We start from the raw sequence: 14,551 nt of genomic DNA on the forward strand, positions 1-14,551 counted from the left end.
ACAGATGTGATTGAATCATTCTCAGGAGAGAAAATTGCTTCAGAAAGACTGAAATACCTGATGGTTGTATGCATCGTATTTTATATATTCTTCTTTTTGGATCAAACAGATGAAGAAATCATAAATTCAGCCATGCGTGGGGACCGACAGACCTGTGACGGAAGAAATAGGCATCCACATACAGACCTGTCATCACACCACATTCAGACAGGCTGAGCTTGTTAAAAATTCTACTGCACATCTTTTGCCATCCTGGCTCAGTCATGCAAAACATCACATCCTGCCTTTCTTTCCCCACAAGATACCGCTAGCACCTTACCGGGCTTCCCTCAGCTCGCTGATATTCTTTATTCCAAAAACGTAATAATGCTCATGAACGTGCCTCCATCTGATATAACACCTCCTCACACAACACATTACCTTATCCATCATCACGCCCGGATTTTCATGTCGCTTCCCTTTCGTGCCCTTCGCTCTGCCGTTCTGACAACAGGCCTGCTTGCTACACTGGGGGGCTGCATGGTCGGGCCGGATTATCACCGGCCAAAAGCGATCATCTCCTCACGCTTCAAAGAAGCCCCTCCACCTGAGGGCTGGACAAAAGCCAATCCGGCCATGAGCAACATGCCCAAGGGAAACTGGTGGACCGTTTTCAATGATCCCACGCTGAACGGACTGGAAGAGGAAGTCAGCCGTTCCAACCAGAGCCTGAAGCAGTATGAGGCGCAATACCGCAAAGCACGGGCCATGATCGACTCCGTGCGGGCCAGCCTTTTCCCTACCCTCAACGGCAAATTCGGCTTCAACCGCAATTCCAGCGGGGGCAGGACCATCAGCGGCCTGAATGCCGAACCCCATACCTTCGTCAACACCACCAACACCTGGACCATGGGGCCCAGTGCCAGCTGGACGATTGACGTCTGGGGCATGATCCGGCGGCAGATAGAACAGCAGGTCAGCTCGACACAGTCCAGCGCAGCCCTGCTGGCCAACATGCAGCTCTCCTACCAGCTGGAGTTGGCCACCGATTATATGAACCTGCGTTATCAGGACAGCCTGATTGACCTCTTCACACGCAATGTCGGCCTGTACCAGCATAATCTGGAGATTCTCAGCAACCAGCTGGCCGCCGGTGTCGCCGACCCCACCAGTGTGCTACAGGCCAAATACCAGCTGGAATCAACCCAGGCCAGTCTGGCCAACGCCCATGTGGCCCGTGCCCAATACGAGCATGCCATAGCCGTGCTGATCGGCCGTCCTCCGGCTGACCTGACCATTCCCCATGCACCGCTGCCCTTCACGCTGCCACCCATTCCACAGTTCCTCCCCTCCGACCTTTTGCAAAGGCGACCAGACATCGCCCAGGCCGAGCGGGAAATGGAAGGATACAATGCTGAAATCGGGTACGAGATCGGGGCCTTCTATCCGCAGATCACCCTGTCAGCCAGCTATGGCTACAGCGGAAATCCTATCCAGCATCTGATCCAGCTGGCAACACGCACATGGTCGCTCGGTGCAGCCGCCAGCGAGACCCTCTTCAATGGTGGGGCCCGTTCCGCTGCCGTACGGGAAGCCGAAGCCGACTACGACAACGCTGTTGCCAATTACAGACAGGTCGTGCTGAAGGCCCTGCAGGATACGGAGGACCAGCTCTCCAACCTGCATTATCTCGGCGACCAGATGACCTACCAGAATCAGGCTGTAGAGAGCGCACAGCGGGCCGTGGAAGTCTCCATGAACGAGTATCTGGCCGGAACACAAATATACACCACTGTCATCACGGCGCAGCAGACAGCCCTGCAATATGAAGAATCCCGCCTTCAGATACAGCAGCAGCGCCTCAACAGCGTCATCCGCCTCATCACCGATATTGGTGGCGGCTGGAGCACAGACCAGCTACCCAGCAAGGATTCCCTCCAGACTGACAATCCCTTCCTGCCCAGCTTCATCCAGAAAGACAAAAACTGACCGCATCAAAAAAGGCGCCCTCTCCTCTGGGGAGAGAGACGCCTTTCCACGAGGACATGATTCTGTCCCGTGCCTTCAGGAAGGCTGCTGCTCCTGACAAGGCTTCTTCTTTCGGCCCAAAAGTATCCCTACGAAAAAAGCAAATCCAGTCCATCCCCAAGGATGGTCCATTACCAGATCCTCAATTACGTCCTGCACCATCCCCAGAATCGGGCTGCTTACGTCTTTCAGATTAGAACTCATGGCATTACCTGCTTTTCTATCGGGTACTCTTACCCCGTGAAAAAAGGCCGATGCCTGATGGCACCGACCTTTCCTTTATTCTCCCATTGGAGAAAAAGCTCAAGCAGCTTCCTGATCTTCTTTCTGAACAGGGCCGCTATCTTTGCCCTTGGCCTCGACATCACGCTCGACCAGCTCAATCACGGCCATGTCGGCATTGTCGCCATAGCGGACGCCAGCCTTCAGCACACGGCTGTAGCCACCTGCACGGCCTGCATAACGCTTGCTCAGCTCAGAAAAGAGCTTGGTGACGATGGCATCATCACGCAGCTGGGCAAAAGCCTGACGGCGTGCATGAAGTGTGCCACGCTTGCCCAGCGTGATCAGCTTCTCGACAACCGGGCGAAGCTCTTTGGCCTTCGGCAGAGTCGTGGAGATCTGCTCATGTTTGATGAGCGCAACAGCCATGTTGCGGAACATCGCAGCGCGATGAGTGGAGGTGACGCCAAGTTTACGTCCGCTCAGATTATGACGCATGTTGTTTCCCTAATCCTTCTACCCGAACTTCCCAGCCGGGGTTCTTAGAATGTCTCGTCGAGACGCCGGGCCAGATCCTCGATGCTCTCCGGCGGCCAGGCCGGGACATTCATCCCCAGCGAAAGCCCCATGCCTGTGAGCACTTCCTTGATCTCATTCAGCGACTTACGACCAAAATTCGGAGTCCGCAGCATTTCCTGCTCGCTCTTCTGCACGAGGTCGCCAATATACACAATATTGTCGTTCTTCAGGCAGTTTGCGCTACGCACGGAAAGCTCAAGCTCATCCACCTTACGCAGAAGGTGACGGCTGAACGGCAAATCATCCTGCGGCTCTTCATTCTGAACCGGACGCGGCTCATCAAAATTGATGAAGAGCTGAAGCTGATCCTGCATGATGCGGGCAGCCAGTGCCAGTGCGTCTTCCGGAGTGACGACTCCGTTTGTCTCGACACTCAGCAGCAGCTTGTCATAGTCGGTGACCTGTCCAACACGGGTCGGCTCCACCTTGTAAGACACACGCTGCACCGGCGAATAGATCGCATCAATGGGGATCAGCCCGATCGGTGCATCATCCGGACGGTTGGCAGAAGCAGGGACATAACCCTTGCCCATGTTCACCGTGAATTCCATGCCAAGCTTGACATCATCGTCAAGCGTGCAGATCACCAGCTCCGGATTCATGATCTCAATGTCATGGCCCGTCTGAATCTGCCCAGCCTTCACTTCTCCCGGCCCTGTTGCCGTGAGAACCATACGCTTCGGGCCCTCACCATGCATGCGCAAAGCAAGCTGCTTCACATTCAGCACGATGTCGGTCACATCCTCACGCACACCCGCAACGGATGAGAATTCGTGAAGGACCCCGTCAATCTGGATGGCCGTAACAGCAGCACCCTGAAGGGAGGAAAGAAGAATACGACGCAGGGCGTTGCCCATCGTCAGGCCAAAGCCACGCTCAAGCGGCTCTGCAACGATGGTTGCCATACGGGAAGGAACCGGGCCAGGCTCGACTTCAAGCTTCTCCGGTTTGATGAGAGACTGCCAATTTTTCTGGAGAACCAAGATCATGGCCTTTCAAACAACGAAGCCCGCCACAGGATGGCGGTGCCAGGCCCGCACTGTCGTGCGGTACGAACTCACCAAGGTCAATCTGGCTGCACCATCCATTCGTGACAGCCAGACCTACCAGATTTTTGCGTCCAGATCAGACGCGGCGACGCTTGCGCGGACGGCAACCGTTATGCGGCACCGGCGTCATGTCGCGGATGGATGTGATCGTGAACCCGACAGCCTGAAGGGCACGCAGAGCGCTCTCACGCCCTGAACCAGGACCGGAAACCTCAATCTCCAGCGTTTCCATGCCATGCTCGCGGGCCTTGCGCCCTGCATCCTCGGCAGCAACCTGAGCTGCATACGGGGTGGACTTGCGGGAGCCCTTGAAACCCTGTGCGCCGGAAGAGGACCAGGCGATGGCGTTGCCCTGGGCATCAGCAATCGTGATCATCGTGTTATTGAAGGTGGAAAGAACGTGAGCAACACCGGAAATGATGTTTTTACGTTCCTTCTTACGGATACGCGGTGCGGCAGCCTTGGCCATAGTATGCTTGTCCTATTAAATCTGCGATAGGGTGAAAGAAGCAGCGCCTATCAGCGCGTTGCCTTCTTCTTACCTGCAATGGCAACAGCCTTACCCTTGCGGGTCCGGGCGTTGGTATGCGTACGCTGACCACGAACCGGCAGACCACGACGATGACGCAGGCCACGATAGCAGCCAAGGTCCATCAGACGCTTGATGTTCATCGCCGTCTCACGACGGAGATCACCCTCCACACGATAATCGCTATCGATCAGGTCACGAATCTTCGTCACCTCATCATCAGACAGCTCATTCACGCGCTTGGCATTGTCGATACCGAGCTTCTCACAGATAGCCTGTGCGCTCGAAGGACCAATGCCATAAACATAGCGCAGACCGATGACCACCCGCTTGTTGGTCGGAATGTTTACGCCGGCAATACGTGCCACGCCAATTCTCCCATCCACACGGCCCAAAGCCGTGTTTACAAAAATCTTTGTCTGACCGGACCATGGCCGCTCACCGGCGTCGGTCCCCAGAACGATTCCAGCCCCACCATCAGGGCCGTACGCTCACCTTATGCTGGGCGAATATACTGCCCTGCCAGACAAGTCAAACCATAAAGATCACTTTTTCGTGATCAGCTCATTCATTCAGGAGCCTGCCCGATCGAGAATGGCATCAATCGCCCTCCCGACTGTTTCGACATCCTGCATACCATCAATGCGGTTCAGACGACCGTTCTGCTCATAATAGGGCAGGATGGGGGCCGTCTGCTTCCGGTACATCTCCAGCCGGGCATGGATCACCTCAGGATGATCGTCAGCCCTGCGAGAGCCATCTTCATGCTGCCGTTCAGACAGACGCTTCACCAGCGCTTCCTCACTGACCTCCAGAAGAATGACTGCATCAATCTTAAGCCCCTGCTCCTTCAGCATGGAGTCCAGAATCTCTGCCTGGCTTTCAGTCCTCGGGAAACCATCAAGGATGACACCCTTTCCACAGTCAGGCTGAGCGATACGGTTTTCAATCATCTGAACGATGATCGGATCAGGAACAAAATGCCCCTTCTCCATCAACGCCTTCACCTCCACACCAATCGGTGACTGCGCCTTCACCTCGGCACGAAGCATGTCCCCTGTTGAGATCTGCTTCATGCCCCGGCTGTCTTCAAGACGTTTTGCCTGTGTCCCTTTGCCCGCACCCGGCGGGCCAAGAAGAATGATGTTCACCGTAAGTTCCTTCTTTCCTTGCCCGCCCGGCCACGGGCTCCCTTCCGGCCACGCTGCTTGCGGATGAGCCCCTGATACTGATGGGCCACCAGATGGGACTGGACCTGTGTGACCGTATCGATCGTCACGGAGACAATGATGATCAGACTGGTTCCCCCAAAATAGAACGGCACATTATATTTGTTGATCAGGAACTGCGGCAGCAGACAGACCAGCACCATGTAGGCGGCACCGATAGTCGTCAGCCTTGAGAGAATCCGGTCAAAATAACGGGCCGTATTCGCACCCGGCCGGATACCCGGTACAAAACCACCCTGCTTTCTCAAATTCTCAGCTGTCTCTTCAGGATTGAAGGTTACCGCAGCATAGAAATAGGAGAAAAAGACGATCATGAAGGCATAAAATGCCATGTAAAGTGGCTGCCCCTGGGAAAGCCACTGCCCGACATGCCCCAGAAATCCACCATTGTTATGCATGAAGCCTGACAGCGTTGCCGGCACCAGCAGAACGGATGATGCAAAGATCGGCGGGATGACCCCGGCTGTATTGACCTTCAGCGGCATGTGCGTGGAATCGCCACCATAAATGCGGTTACCCACCTGCCTCTTGGGATACTGGATCACGACACGCCGTTGTGCCTGCTCCATGAACACGATGAAGGCAATGACAGCCAGCGCCAGCAGCAGGAAAACCACGACAAAAACCGGAGACAGCGCTCCAGTACGTCCCAGCTCCAGCAAGCTCCCCAGTGCATGAGGCAGGTTGGCCACGATACCCGAGAAAATGATCAGGGAAATACCGTTCCCGATACCCCGGGAGGTTATCTGCTCACCCAGCCACATCAGGAACAGGGTTCCCGTTACCAGCATCACGACATAAGAGACGAGGAAAGTCGGACCCGGCGAGATGACAGCACTGAGCCCTGCCTGCGTGTGCATGCTGCTCAGCCCCATGGCAAAGCCATAGGCCTGCACGATGGCGATCAGCACCGTCAGATAACGGGTATACTGGTTCAGTTTTTTGCGCCCACTCTCCCCTTCTTTCTTCAGCGCTTCCATGGAAGGCAAAGCCGTGGAAAGAAGCTGGATGATGATGGATGCACTGATGTAGGGCATGATGTTGAGAGCAAAAATGGTCATGCGCCCCAAAGCGCCACCCGTGAACATGTCAAACATGCCCAGGATGCCACCCTGCTGCTCCCCAACAAGCTGCCCCAGCACAGAGGCATCAATCCCCGGAACCGGGATGAATGTTCCCAGTCGATAAACAATCAACGCACCCAGCGTGAACCAGATCCGTTTTTTCAGCTCCGTCGCCTTCGCGAAGGCACCCATATTCAGGTTACCGGCCAGCTGTTCTGCGGCAGAAGCCATCTCCCCGTCCTTTCATGAAAACAGCGCCACCGCACATCGTACGGGACGCTGTTCACTAGTTCACCGTCGTCCCAGCAGGCTGGGCAGGACAGGCTCAGGCTTCAGCCTGAGCATCCTTCTTTGCGGCCAGAACCTTCACAGAGCCACCGGCCTTCTCCACTGCAGCCACAGCAGCAGCAGAGGCACCGGACACTTCAAAGTTCACGCCTTGAGACAGTTCACCTTTTGCCAGAAGACGCACACCAGCAACCTTGCGGCTACCGACCAGACCAGCCTGGTACAGTGCTTCTTCCGTCACAGGAGCAGAGGCGGAAAGCTTGCCAGCCTCCAGAGCCTTGCTCACTGCACCGATATTCACCGCAGCATATTCCTTGCGGAAAATGTTGACGAAGCCACGCTTCGGCATACGGCGATAGATCGGCAGCTGACCACCCTCAAAGCCATTGATGGCCACGCCGGAGCGTGCCTTCTGACCTTTGTGACCCTTTCCGGAGGTCTTGCCCTTGCCGGAACCGATACCACGCCCGAGACGCTTCTTGTGATAGCGTGCCCCGGCGTTGTCGCGCAATTCATTCAGGTTCATATCAACCCTCCACCTTCACCAGGTGGGACACCTTGCGGATCATGCCACGGACAGAAGGGGTATCCTCCAGCTCACGGCTGGAACCGATGCCACGCAGGCCCAGCCCCTTCACCGTTTCCGCCTGACCCGGTTTGGAACCGATCACAGAAGCGATCTGCGTCACCCGGATTGTCTTGCCTTTTGTCTCAGACATTGGCAGCCTCCGTCTCTGACTGCTCACGACGTCCGAACAGCTCGAATGTCTTCTTGCCACGGCGGGCCGCAACCTGACGCGGGCTGCTTGCACGCTCAAGAGCGTTGAAAGCAGCTTTGATCATGTTGTGCGGGTTCCGGGTCCCGAGGCTCTTGGCAACAACGTCGCTGATGCCCAGGCTCTCGAAGACAGCACGGATCGGACCACCAGCGATGATCCCCGTACCAGCCTCAGCTGCACGAACGACAACCTCACCAGCACCGAAATGGCCCACTGCATCATGATGCAGAGTCCGGCCTTCTTTCATCGGTACACGGATCATGTTGCGACGGGCGCGCTCGGTTGCCTTACGAATGGCTTCCGGCACCTCACGGGCCTTGCCAGCACCGTAACCGACACGCCCCTTCTGGTCGCCAACAACGACCAGAGCCGCGAAGGCGAAACGCCGACCACCCTTAACAACCTTGGCGACACGGTTGATGGTTACCAGCTTGTCAACCAGCTCATCACCCTGCTCGCGCTCACGACCACCACGGCCGCCTTCTCTTGGCTCACGTGCCATGTGTGATCCTCCTTAGAAAGACAGCCCGCCCTCACGGGCAGCCTCTGCCAGGGCTTTCACCCGGCCATGATAGAGATAGGAGCCACGGTCGAACACGACTTCCTTGACCCCAGCCTTGACAGCGCGCTCGGCAACGAGCTTACCGATAACGGTAGCTGCTGCGATATTCGCACCCGTTTTACCGGCTTCACGAACACTCTTCTCAAGCGTAGAGGCGCTGGCCAGCGTAATTCCACGGGCATCGTCGATGACCTGGACGTGGATATTCTTGCTGGAACGGAAGACCGACAAACGCGGCCGGCCGCCGCTCTTGCGACGAAGCTGGAAACGCAGCCGCTTGCGGCGGCGTTCCTGCAATCCTTGCAGCGATGCCATTACTTCTTCTTACCTTCTTTCTGACGCAGAACTTCGGTCTCATACCGGACACCCTTGCCCTTGTAAGGCTCGGGCTTGCGGAAGCTGCGGATATCCAGAGCTACCTGACCAACGCGCTGCTTGTCGTTACCTTCAACCAGAATGGCTGTCGGGCGGGGCGTCGTGATTTTCACATCGGACGGGATCGGATAGATCACATCGTGAGAGAAACCGAGGTTCATGACCAGATTGGAACCCTGAACAGCAGCACGGAAACCCGTACCCTGGATCTCAAGCCCCTTCTGGAAGCCCTCAGAGACACCTTTGATCATGTTGGCGAACACCGCACGGGATGTCCCCCACATCGTCCAGCTCTTGTTGGTACGACCACCCAGCGGAGACACGGTAACCTTACCGTCGGCAATCTTCACATCAACATGAGAAGATACCGGCACGCTGAGCTCACCACGTTTACCCTTGACGCAGAACATACCGTCCTTGACAGCTGCTTCCACGCCTGCGGGGAGGTCAATAGGATATTTACCTACGCGAGACATATTCCCTCCTTAGAAGACGCGGCAGAGGATCTCGCCACCAACATTGGCAGCCCGAGCCTCGACGTCTGAAAGAACACCGCGCGGCGTGGAGAGGATGGAAACACCCAGACCAGCATAAACACGCGGCAGCTCTTTGATTTTGGAGTACACACGGCGACCCGGACGGGACACGCGATGAATCTCGCGGATCACCGGCTGACCATCTGTGTACTTCAGCTCGATACGGAACTGGGAAATGCCCTTGCGGACTTCCTCGGTCGTGTAACCGCGGATATATCCTTCGCGTTTCAGTGCTTCAAGAACACTGGCACGCAGCTTGGACGCCGGAGCAACGCAGGCAGCATGGCGGGCACGCTGAGCGTTACGGACCCGGGTGAGCATATCACCCAAAGGATCAGACATAGACATTCAGACTACCCTTTTACCAGCTGGACTTGACCATGCCGGGGATCTGCCCCGTAGAAGCAAGGTCACGCAGAGCAATACGGCACAGTTCAAACTTGCGGTAGTTCCCACGGGGACGACCGGTCAGTTTGCAACGCAGGCGCACACGGGTCTGGGACCCATTACGCGGCAGCTTGGCCAGTTTAAGTGTCGCTTCGAAGCGCTCCTCCATGGAGAGAGAGCGGTTCTTGATAGTATTTTTGAGAGCGGTCCGCTTTTCAAGGTCACGCTGCGCCATGGCAGCACGACGATTATTACGGTTCACCGCAGAGACTTTCGCCATCTCGAATCTTCTCCCGGAACCTGTCAGGCCTATCCCGACGGTTTTCCAATCACCGGACTTGTAACGGAAACTCCCCCCTCATGTGAAGGGGGAAAGTCCATTTTCCCGTGATTGATACGAAAAATTGTCGCTCAGGACACGAACGGCAGATCAAATGCCTTCAGAAGAGCCTTCGCTTCTTCATCAGTTTTTGCCGTTGTCACAAAGATGATGTCCATACCACGGATGGCATCAACCCTGTCATAATCAATTTCCGGGAACACGATCTGCTCTTTCAGACCCATGGCAAAATTGCCACGGCCATCAAAGCCCTTGTTCGCCGGAAGACCGCGGAAGTCACGGATACGCGGCATGGCGATCGTCACCAGACGATCCAGGAACTCGTACATGCGAGCCTTGCGCAGCGTTACCTTACAACCGATCGGCAGCCCTTCACGAATACGGAAGCCCGCAACAGCCTTGCGTGCCACAGTCTTGACCGGCTTCTGACCAGAGATCAGAGCCATCTCTTCAACAGCGGCATCCAGCTTCTTCTGGTCAGCAGCAGCCTCACCGACCCCCATGTTCAGGACAATTTTCTCCAGTTTGGGGATCTGCATGTCGCTCTTATACCCGAACTGCTCACGCAGCTTGGCGCGGAGCTTGTCCTGATATTCCTGCTGCAGACGGGGCAGAACGGCACTCTTGTTATCGCTCATCGTTCGCTCCTCAGCCTTCGATCACTTCGCCGGTCACCTTGGCAACACGGACCTTGCGACCATCTTCCAGAACACGGAAACCAACACGGGTCGGCTTACCACTCTTCGGGTCGATCAGCTTCAGATTGGACAGATGAACAGGCATCTCACGCTCGATGATGCCGCCACCCTCGCCCATACGGTTCGGCTTGGAGTGGCGCTTGGCAACAGCCACGCCACGCACCACAGCCTTTTCCACCTTCGGCAGAACGGAAAGGACTTCCCCACGCACACCGCGGGAACGCCCTGTCAGGACCAGAACCTGATCACCTTTTTTGATACGTGCAGCCATTACAGCACCTCCGGAGCCAGGGAGATGATCTTCATGAACTTGCGGGCACGCAGCTCACGAACAACCGGGCCAAAAATACGCGTACCAATCGGCTCCTGCTGCTTGTTCAGCAGGACAGCAGCGTTCCGGTCAAAGCGGATGGCGGAGCCATCTGCACGACGCACCGGGTAAGATGTGCGAACGATGACAGCCTGATGGACGTCACCCTTCTTCACCTTCCCGCGGGGAATTGCTTCCTTGACGGATACGACAATGATGTCGCCGACCGAGGCGGTCTTCCTCTTGGAGCCACCCAGCACTTTGATGCACTGCACCCGACGTGCACCGGAGTTGTCAGCTACGTCAAGGTTGGTCTCGGGATGAATCATGTGTCTACCCCCTTATGCGCCGACAGAAGTCGAAGCGGCCTCGGCAACATCGACTCCATTACGGGAAACGACCGTCCACGTCTTACGCTTGGAGAGAGGTGCGCACTCAACGATGCGGACCACATCACCAACCTTGCATGCATTGGCGCCATCATGCGCTGCATACTTCTTGGAACGGCGGATAAACTTTTTATAGAGCGGATGCATGACACGACGATCAACAAGAACGGTCACCGTCTTGTCCATCTTGTCACTTGTCACCCGCCCTGTCAGGACGCGCCTGGGCATCGTCCGTCTCCTCTCAGGACTTGGCGGCGGACGTTTTTGCGCCCGCACGGTTCTTCGACTGGTTCAGCAGTGTCTTGATGCGGGCGACAGCACGACGCACGATCCTGACACGGCTGGTGTTCTCGGACTGGCCTGTAGCCGCAGAGAAACGCTGGTTGATCTGCTCACGCTTCAGATCCAGCAGGAGAGCCTTGAGCTCATCCTCGCTCTTTGCGCGCAGCTCGGCAACCTTATAGGTCGTCTCAGCCATTCTCAAGCCTCCCCGATACGCTGAATGAACTTGGTCTTGATCGGCAGTTTTGCAGCTGCCAAGCTAAGAGCCAAGCGAGCAACCTCCGGCGGCACCCCTTCAATTTCGAAGAGGATACGACCCGGCTTCACACGGGCTGCCCAGTACTCGGGGTTACCTTTACCGGAACCCATACGCACTTCTGCCGGCTTTGTCGAGACCGGAGTGTCAGGAAAAATACGAATCCAGACACGTCCGGCACGCTTCATGGCACGCGTGATGGCACGACGGGATGCCTCGATCTGACGAGCCGTGATACGCTCAGGCTCCAGAGCCTTCAGACCATACGCACCGAAATTCAGCTGCGTACCGCCCTTGGCCATCCCATGAATGCGGCCCTTGTGGGCCTTACGAAACTTTGTCCGCTTTGGAGAAAGCATGATTTTCTATCCTCACATCAAGCACCTCGGATAAAAGACGGGGGAAGCCCCCCGCCCCTTAACGCTGAGGAGCCTGCTCCGCAGCACGACGGTCCTGGGCCATCGGGTCGTGAGCCAAGATCTCACCCTTGAAGATCCAGACCTTCACGCCGCAGGAACCGTAAGTGGTGTGCGCTGTAGAAGTCCCATAGTCGATGTCGGCACGCAGCGTATGCAGCGGTACACGACCCTCACGATACTGCTCGTCACGAGCGATCTCGGCGCCACCAAGACGTCCACTGCATGTCACGCGGATACCCTGGGCACCCAGACGCATTGCAGACTGGATGGAGCGCTTCATCGCACGGCGGAAGGCCACACGGCGCTCCAGCTGCTGGGCGATGTTGTCTGCCACCAGAGTCGCATCGATTTCCGGCTTGCGGATCTCGACAATATTCAAAGCGACATCAGCCTTAGCCATGGCGCTGAGGGTCTTGCGCAGGGCATCAATGTCCTGACCCTTTTTGCCGATGATCACGCCAGGACGTGCGGCGTAGATCGTCACACGAGGCTTCTTGGCAGGACGTTCGATGACCACACGGGAAACACCAGCACCCGAAAGCTTCTTGCGCAGGAAAGAGCGCAGCTTCAGATCCTCATGGAGCAGACGGGCATAATCCCCGCCTGCATACCAGCGGCTGTCCCATGTACGATTGACACCGAGCCGAAGCCCGATCGGATTAACCTTATGTCCCATAGATCAGGCTGCCTTCTGCTCTTTTGAGTTCTTGCCGGCCTTCGGAGCTTCCTCAGCTTCAGCGCGCTCAGCAACAACAATCTTCAGGTGGCTGAAAAACTTCTCAACACGAGCAGAACGACCACGGCCCCGTGCATGGAAGCGCTTCATCACGATCGACTTGCCAACCTCAGCAGTCTTCACCACCAGCTTGTCAACATCAAGCTGATGATTGTTTTCTGCATTGGCCACGGCACTCTCAAGAGCCTTCTTGACCTGCTGGGCGATACGGCGACGGGAGAACGTCAGCGCAGCGATTGCCTTGCCTGCCGGCTGGTTGCGGATCGTGGCAGCAACCAGATTCAGCTTGCGTGGGCTGACACGGATGTTGCGGGCAACAGCCTGTGCCTCTGTATCAGCCAGGGTACGGATATGCTTAGGCTTACTCATGCTCAGCCTCGCTTCGACTTCTTATCGGAACCATGACCGGTATAAGTACGGGTGGGTGAGAACTCACCAAACTTATGACCGACCATATGCTCCGTCACCTGCACAGGCAGGAACTTCTGACCATTATAGACGCCGAACGTCAGCCCGACGAACTGCGGCAGGATGGTGGAACGACGGGACCAAATCTTGATCACCTCATTCCGGCCCGATGCACGGGCCTTCTCAGCCTTGCCAAACAGATACCCGTCGACGAACGGGCCTTTCCAGACGGAACGTGCCATCTTCTATGCCCCTCTCTTACTTGCCGGTTTTACGACGACGGATAATCAGGCTGTCCGTCTTCTTGTTGGTACGGGTCTTGTAGCCCTTGGTCGGCACACCCCACGGTGTGACAGGATGACGGCCACCAGAGGTACGACCCTCACCACCACCATGCGGATGGTCGACGGGGTTCATGACCACACCACGGTTGTGTGGACGACGCCCCATCCAGCGACGACGACCTGCCTTACCAAAGTGCTGGTTCATGTTGTCCGGGTTGGAAACCGCACCAACAGTTGCCATGCACTCGGCACGCACGATACGCAGCTCACCGGACTGCAGCTTGATCTGTGCGTAACCGGCATCCTTGCCAACGAGCTGGGCATAGTTGCCAGCCGAACGGGCCAGCTTGCCACCAGCACCGGGCTTCAGCTCGATGTTGTGGATGATCGTACCAACCGGCATGGAAGCCAGCGGCATGGCGTTGCCCGGACGGACGTCAGCATGATGGGCAGCAACCACACGGTCACCAGCCTTCACGCGCTGCGGAGCCAGGATATAGGCCAGCTCACCATCCTCATAGCGGACCAGTGCGATGAAGGCCGTACGGTTCGGGTCATATTCCAGACGCTCGACCGTGCCGACAACATCGAACTTGCGACGCTTGAAATCAACATAACGGTAGGACTGCTTGTGCCCGCCGCCACGGAAGCGCACGGTTGTACGCCCGTAGTTGTTACGGCCACCAGTCTTGTTCTTGCCTTCCGTAAGCTGCTTGACGGGCTTGCCCTTCCAGAGCTCGCTCCGGTCAATCAGCACGGTACCACGAGTGCTTGGTGTCGTGGGATTAAAGTGCTTCAATGCCATGGTATCTTACCCCGCGCC

The 14,551-nt window shown here is 56.6% G+C and carries 24 protein-coding genes; 1 reads left to right on the forward strand and 23 read right to left on the reverse strand.

Annotation, left to right across the window (positions count from 1 at the left end; translation table 11 throughout):
- Positions 1-447: 447 nt before the first annotated feature.
- Positions 448-1,968 carry an efflux transporter outer membrane subunit gene (locus CPA54_RS05260; RefSeq protein ID WP_043558323.1) on the forward strand — a complete coding sequence of 507 codons (1,521 nt, stop codon included), beginning with the start codon at positions 448-450 and terminating at the stop codon, positions 1,966-1,968.
- A 342-nt stretch (positions 1,969-2,310) separates the two neighbouring features.
- Here the strand turns inward: CPA54_RS05260 and rplQ are convergent, their stop codons facing one another.
- The 23 genes from rplQ to rplB all read right to left on the reverse strand — a co-directional run bounded on the left by rplQ (position 2,311) and on the right by rplB (position 14,533).
- Positions 2,311-2,727, reverse strand: a complete 417-nt coding sequence (gene rplQ / locus CPA54_RS05265; protein ID WP_043557864.1) for a 50S ribosomal protein L17 — start codon at positions 2,725-2,727, stop codon at positions 2,311-2,313.
- A 44-nt stretch (positions 2,728-2,771) separates the two neighbouring features.
- A complete protein-coding gene (locus CPA54_RS05270; protein ID WP_043558320.1) occupies positions 2,772-3,791 on the reverse strand; it encodes a DNA-directed RNA polymerase subunit alpha in 1,020 nt (339 codons plus the stop codon).
- Between the two features lie 142 nt (positions 3,792-3,933).
- The gene (gene rpsK, locus CPA54_RS05275) at positions 3,934-4,326 is read right to left on the reverse strand and encodes a 30S ribosomal protein S11 (protein ID WP_043557862.1); all 393 of its coding nucleotides are present in this window, start codon (positions 4,324-4,326) and stop codon (positions 3,934-3,936) included.
- Positions 4,327-4,376: 50 nt separating this feature from the next.
- The gene (rpsM, locus tag CPA54_RS05280) at positions 4,377-4,754 is read right to left on the reverse strand and encodes a 30S ribosomal protein S13 (RefSeq protein ID WP_043558318.1); all 378 of its coding nucleotides are present in this window, start codon (positions 4,752-4,754) and stop codon (positions 4,377-4,379) included.
- Positions 4,755-4,958: 204 nt separating this feature from the next.
- The gene (locus tag CPA54_RS05285; RefSeq protein ID WP_043557861.1) at positions 4,959-5,537 is read right to left on the reverse strand and encodes an adenylate kinase; all 579 of its coding nucleotides are present in this window, start codon (positions 5,535-5,537) and stop codon (positions 4,959-4,961) included.
- Positions 5,534-6,910: a preprotein translocase subunit SecY gene (secY, locus tag CPA54_RS05290; protein ID WP_043557860.1), complete on the reverse strand. Its 1,377-nt coding sequence runs from the start codon at positions 6,908-6,910 to the stop codon at positions 5,534-5,536. The genes CPA54_RS05285 and secY overlap by 4 nt, the downstream gene beginning before the upstream one ends.
- A 94-nt stretch (positions 6,911-7,004) precedes the next feature.
- The gene (gene rplO, locus CPA54_RS05295; RefSeq protein ID WP_043557858.1) at positions 7,005-7,493 is read right to left on the reverse strand and encodes a 50S ribosomal protein L15; all 489 of its coding nucleotides are present in this window, start codon (positions 7,491-7,493) and stop codon (positions 7,005-7,007) included.
- Between the two features lies 1 nt (position 7,494).
- Positions 7,495-7,686 carry a 50S ribosomal protein L30 gene (gene rpmD, locus CPA54_RS05300; protein WP_043557856.1) on the reverse strand — a complete coding sequence of 64 codons (192 nt, stop codon included), beginning with the start codon at positions 7,684-7,686 and terminating at the stop codon, positions 7,495-7,497.
- Complete coding sequence (rpsE, locus tag CPA54_RS05305; protein WP_043557855.1) at positions 7,679-8,248, reverse strand: 30S ribosomal protein S5; 570 nt, start codon at positions 8,246-8,248, stop codon at positions 7,679-7,681. The genes rpmD and rpsE overlap by 8 nt, the downstream gene beginning before the upstream one ends.
- A 12-nt stretch (positions 8,249-8,260) precedes the next feature.
- Positions 8,261-8,623: a 50S ribosomal protein L18 gene (rplR, locus tag CPA54_RS05310; RefSeq protein WP_043557853.1), complete on the reverse strand. Its 363-nt coding sequence runs from the start codon at positions 8,621-8,623 to the stop codon at positions 8,261-8,263.
- A complete protein-coding gene (rplF, locus tag CPA54_RS05315; protein WP_043557852.1) occupies positions 8,623-9,159 on the reverse strand; it encodes a 50S ribosomal protein L6 in 537 nt (178 codons plus the stop codon). The genes rplR and rplF overlap by 1 nt, the downstream gene beginning before the upstream one ends.
- Positions 9,160-9,168: 9 nt before the next feature.
- Positions 9,169-9,567 carry a 30S ribosomal protein S8 gene (rpsH, locus tag CPA54_RS05320; RefSeq protein ID WP_043557850.1) on the reverse strand — a complete coding sequence of 133 codons (399 nt, stop codon included), beginning with the start codon at positions 9,565-9,567 and terminating at the stop codon, positions 9,169-9,171.
- Between the two features lie 13 nt (positions 9,568-9,580).
- Positions 9,581-9,886, reverse strand: coding sequence for a 30S ribosomal protein S14 (rpsN, locus tag CPA54_RS05325; RefSeq protein ID WP_043557849.1), 306 nt, complete (start codon positions 9,884-9,886; stop codon positions 9,581-9,583).
- Positions 9,887-10,017: 131 nt separating this feature from the next.
- Complete coding sequence (gene rplE / locus CPA54_RS05330) at positions 10,018-10,584, reverse strand: 50S ribosomal protein L5 (RefSeq protein WP_043557848.1); 567 nt, start codon at positions 10,582-10,584, stop codon at positions 10,018-10,020.
- Between the two features lie 10 nt (positions 10,585-10,594).
- Positions 10,595-10,915 (reverse strand): 50S ribosomal protein L24, encoded by a 321-nt coding sequence (rplX, locus tag CPA54_RS05335; RefSeq protein WP_081562857.1) that lies wholly within the window; start codon positions 10,913-10,915, stop codon positions 10,595-10,597.
- Complete coding sequence (gene rplN, locus CPA54_RS05340) at positions 10,915-11,283, reverse strand: 50S ribosomal protein L14 (RefSeq protein ID WP_043557844.1); 369 nt, start codon at positions 11,281-11,283, stop codon at positions 10,915-10,917. The genes rplX and rplN overlap by 1 nt, the downstream gene beginning before the upstream one ends.
- Positions 11,284-11,295: 12 nt before the next feature.
- Positions 11,296-11,571: a 30S ribosomal protein S17 gene (gene rpsQ, locus CPA54_RS05345; RefSeq protein ID WP_043557843.1), complete on the reverse strand. Its 276-nt coding sequence runs from the start codon at positions 11,569-11,571 to the stop codon at positions 11,296-11,298.
- A gap of 13 nt (positions 11,572-11,584) precedes the next feature.
- The gene (gene rpmC / locus CPA54_RS05350; protein WP_043557842.1) at positions 11,585-11,821 is read right to left on the reverse strand and encodes a 50S ribosomal protein L29; all 237 of its coding nucleotides are present in this window, start codon (positions 11,819-11,821) and stop codon (positions 11,585-11,587) included.
- 2 nt (positions 11,822-11,823) lie between these two features.
- Complete coding sequence (rplP, locus tag CPA54_RS05355) at positions 11,824-12,240, reverse strand: 50S ribosomal protein L16 (RefSeq protein WP_043557840.1); 417 nt, start codon at positions 12,238-12,240, stop codon at positions 11,824-11,826.
- A gap of 58 nt (positions 12,241-12,298) precedes the next feature.
- Positions 12,299-12,976, reverse strand: coding sequence for a 30S ribosomal protein S3 (gene rpsC / locus CPA54_RS05360; RefSeq protein WP_043557839.1), 678 nt, complete (start codon positions 12,974-12,976; stop codon positions 12,299-12,301).
- Between the two features lie 3 nt (positions 12,977-12,979).
- A complete protein-coding gene (rplV, locus tag CPA54_RS05365) occupies positions 12,980-13,405 on the reverse strand; it encodes a 50S ribosomal protein L22 (RefSeq protein ID WP_043557837.1) in 426 nt (141 codons plus the stop codon).
- 2 nt (positions 13,406-13,407) lie between these two features.
- Positions 13,408-13,686, reverse strand: coding sequence for a 30S ribosomal protein S19 (gene rpsS / locus CPA54_RS05370; RefSeq protein ID WP_043557836.1), 279 nt, complete (start codon positions 13,684-13,686; stop codon positions 13,408-13,410).
- A gap of 16 nt (positions 13,687-13,702) precedes the next feature.
- A complete protein-coding gene (gene rplB, locus CPA54_RS05375) occupies positions 13,703-14,533 on the reverse strand; it encodes a 50S ribosomal protein L2 (protein WP_081562856.1) in 831 nt (276 codons plus the stop codon).
- Between the last annotated feature and the right edge of the window lie 18 nt (positions 14,534-14,551).

It is taken from the genome of Parasaccharibacter sp. TMW2.1890, assembly GCF_023337645.1.
Lineage (GTDB): Bacteria > Pseudomonadota > Alphaproteobacteria > Acetobacterales > Acetobacteraceae > Bombella > Bombella apis.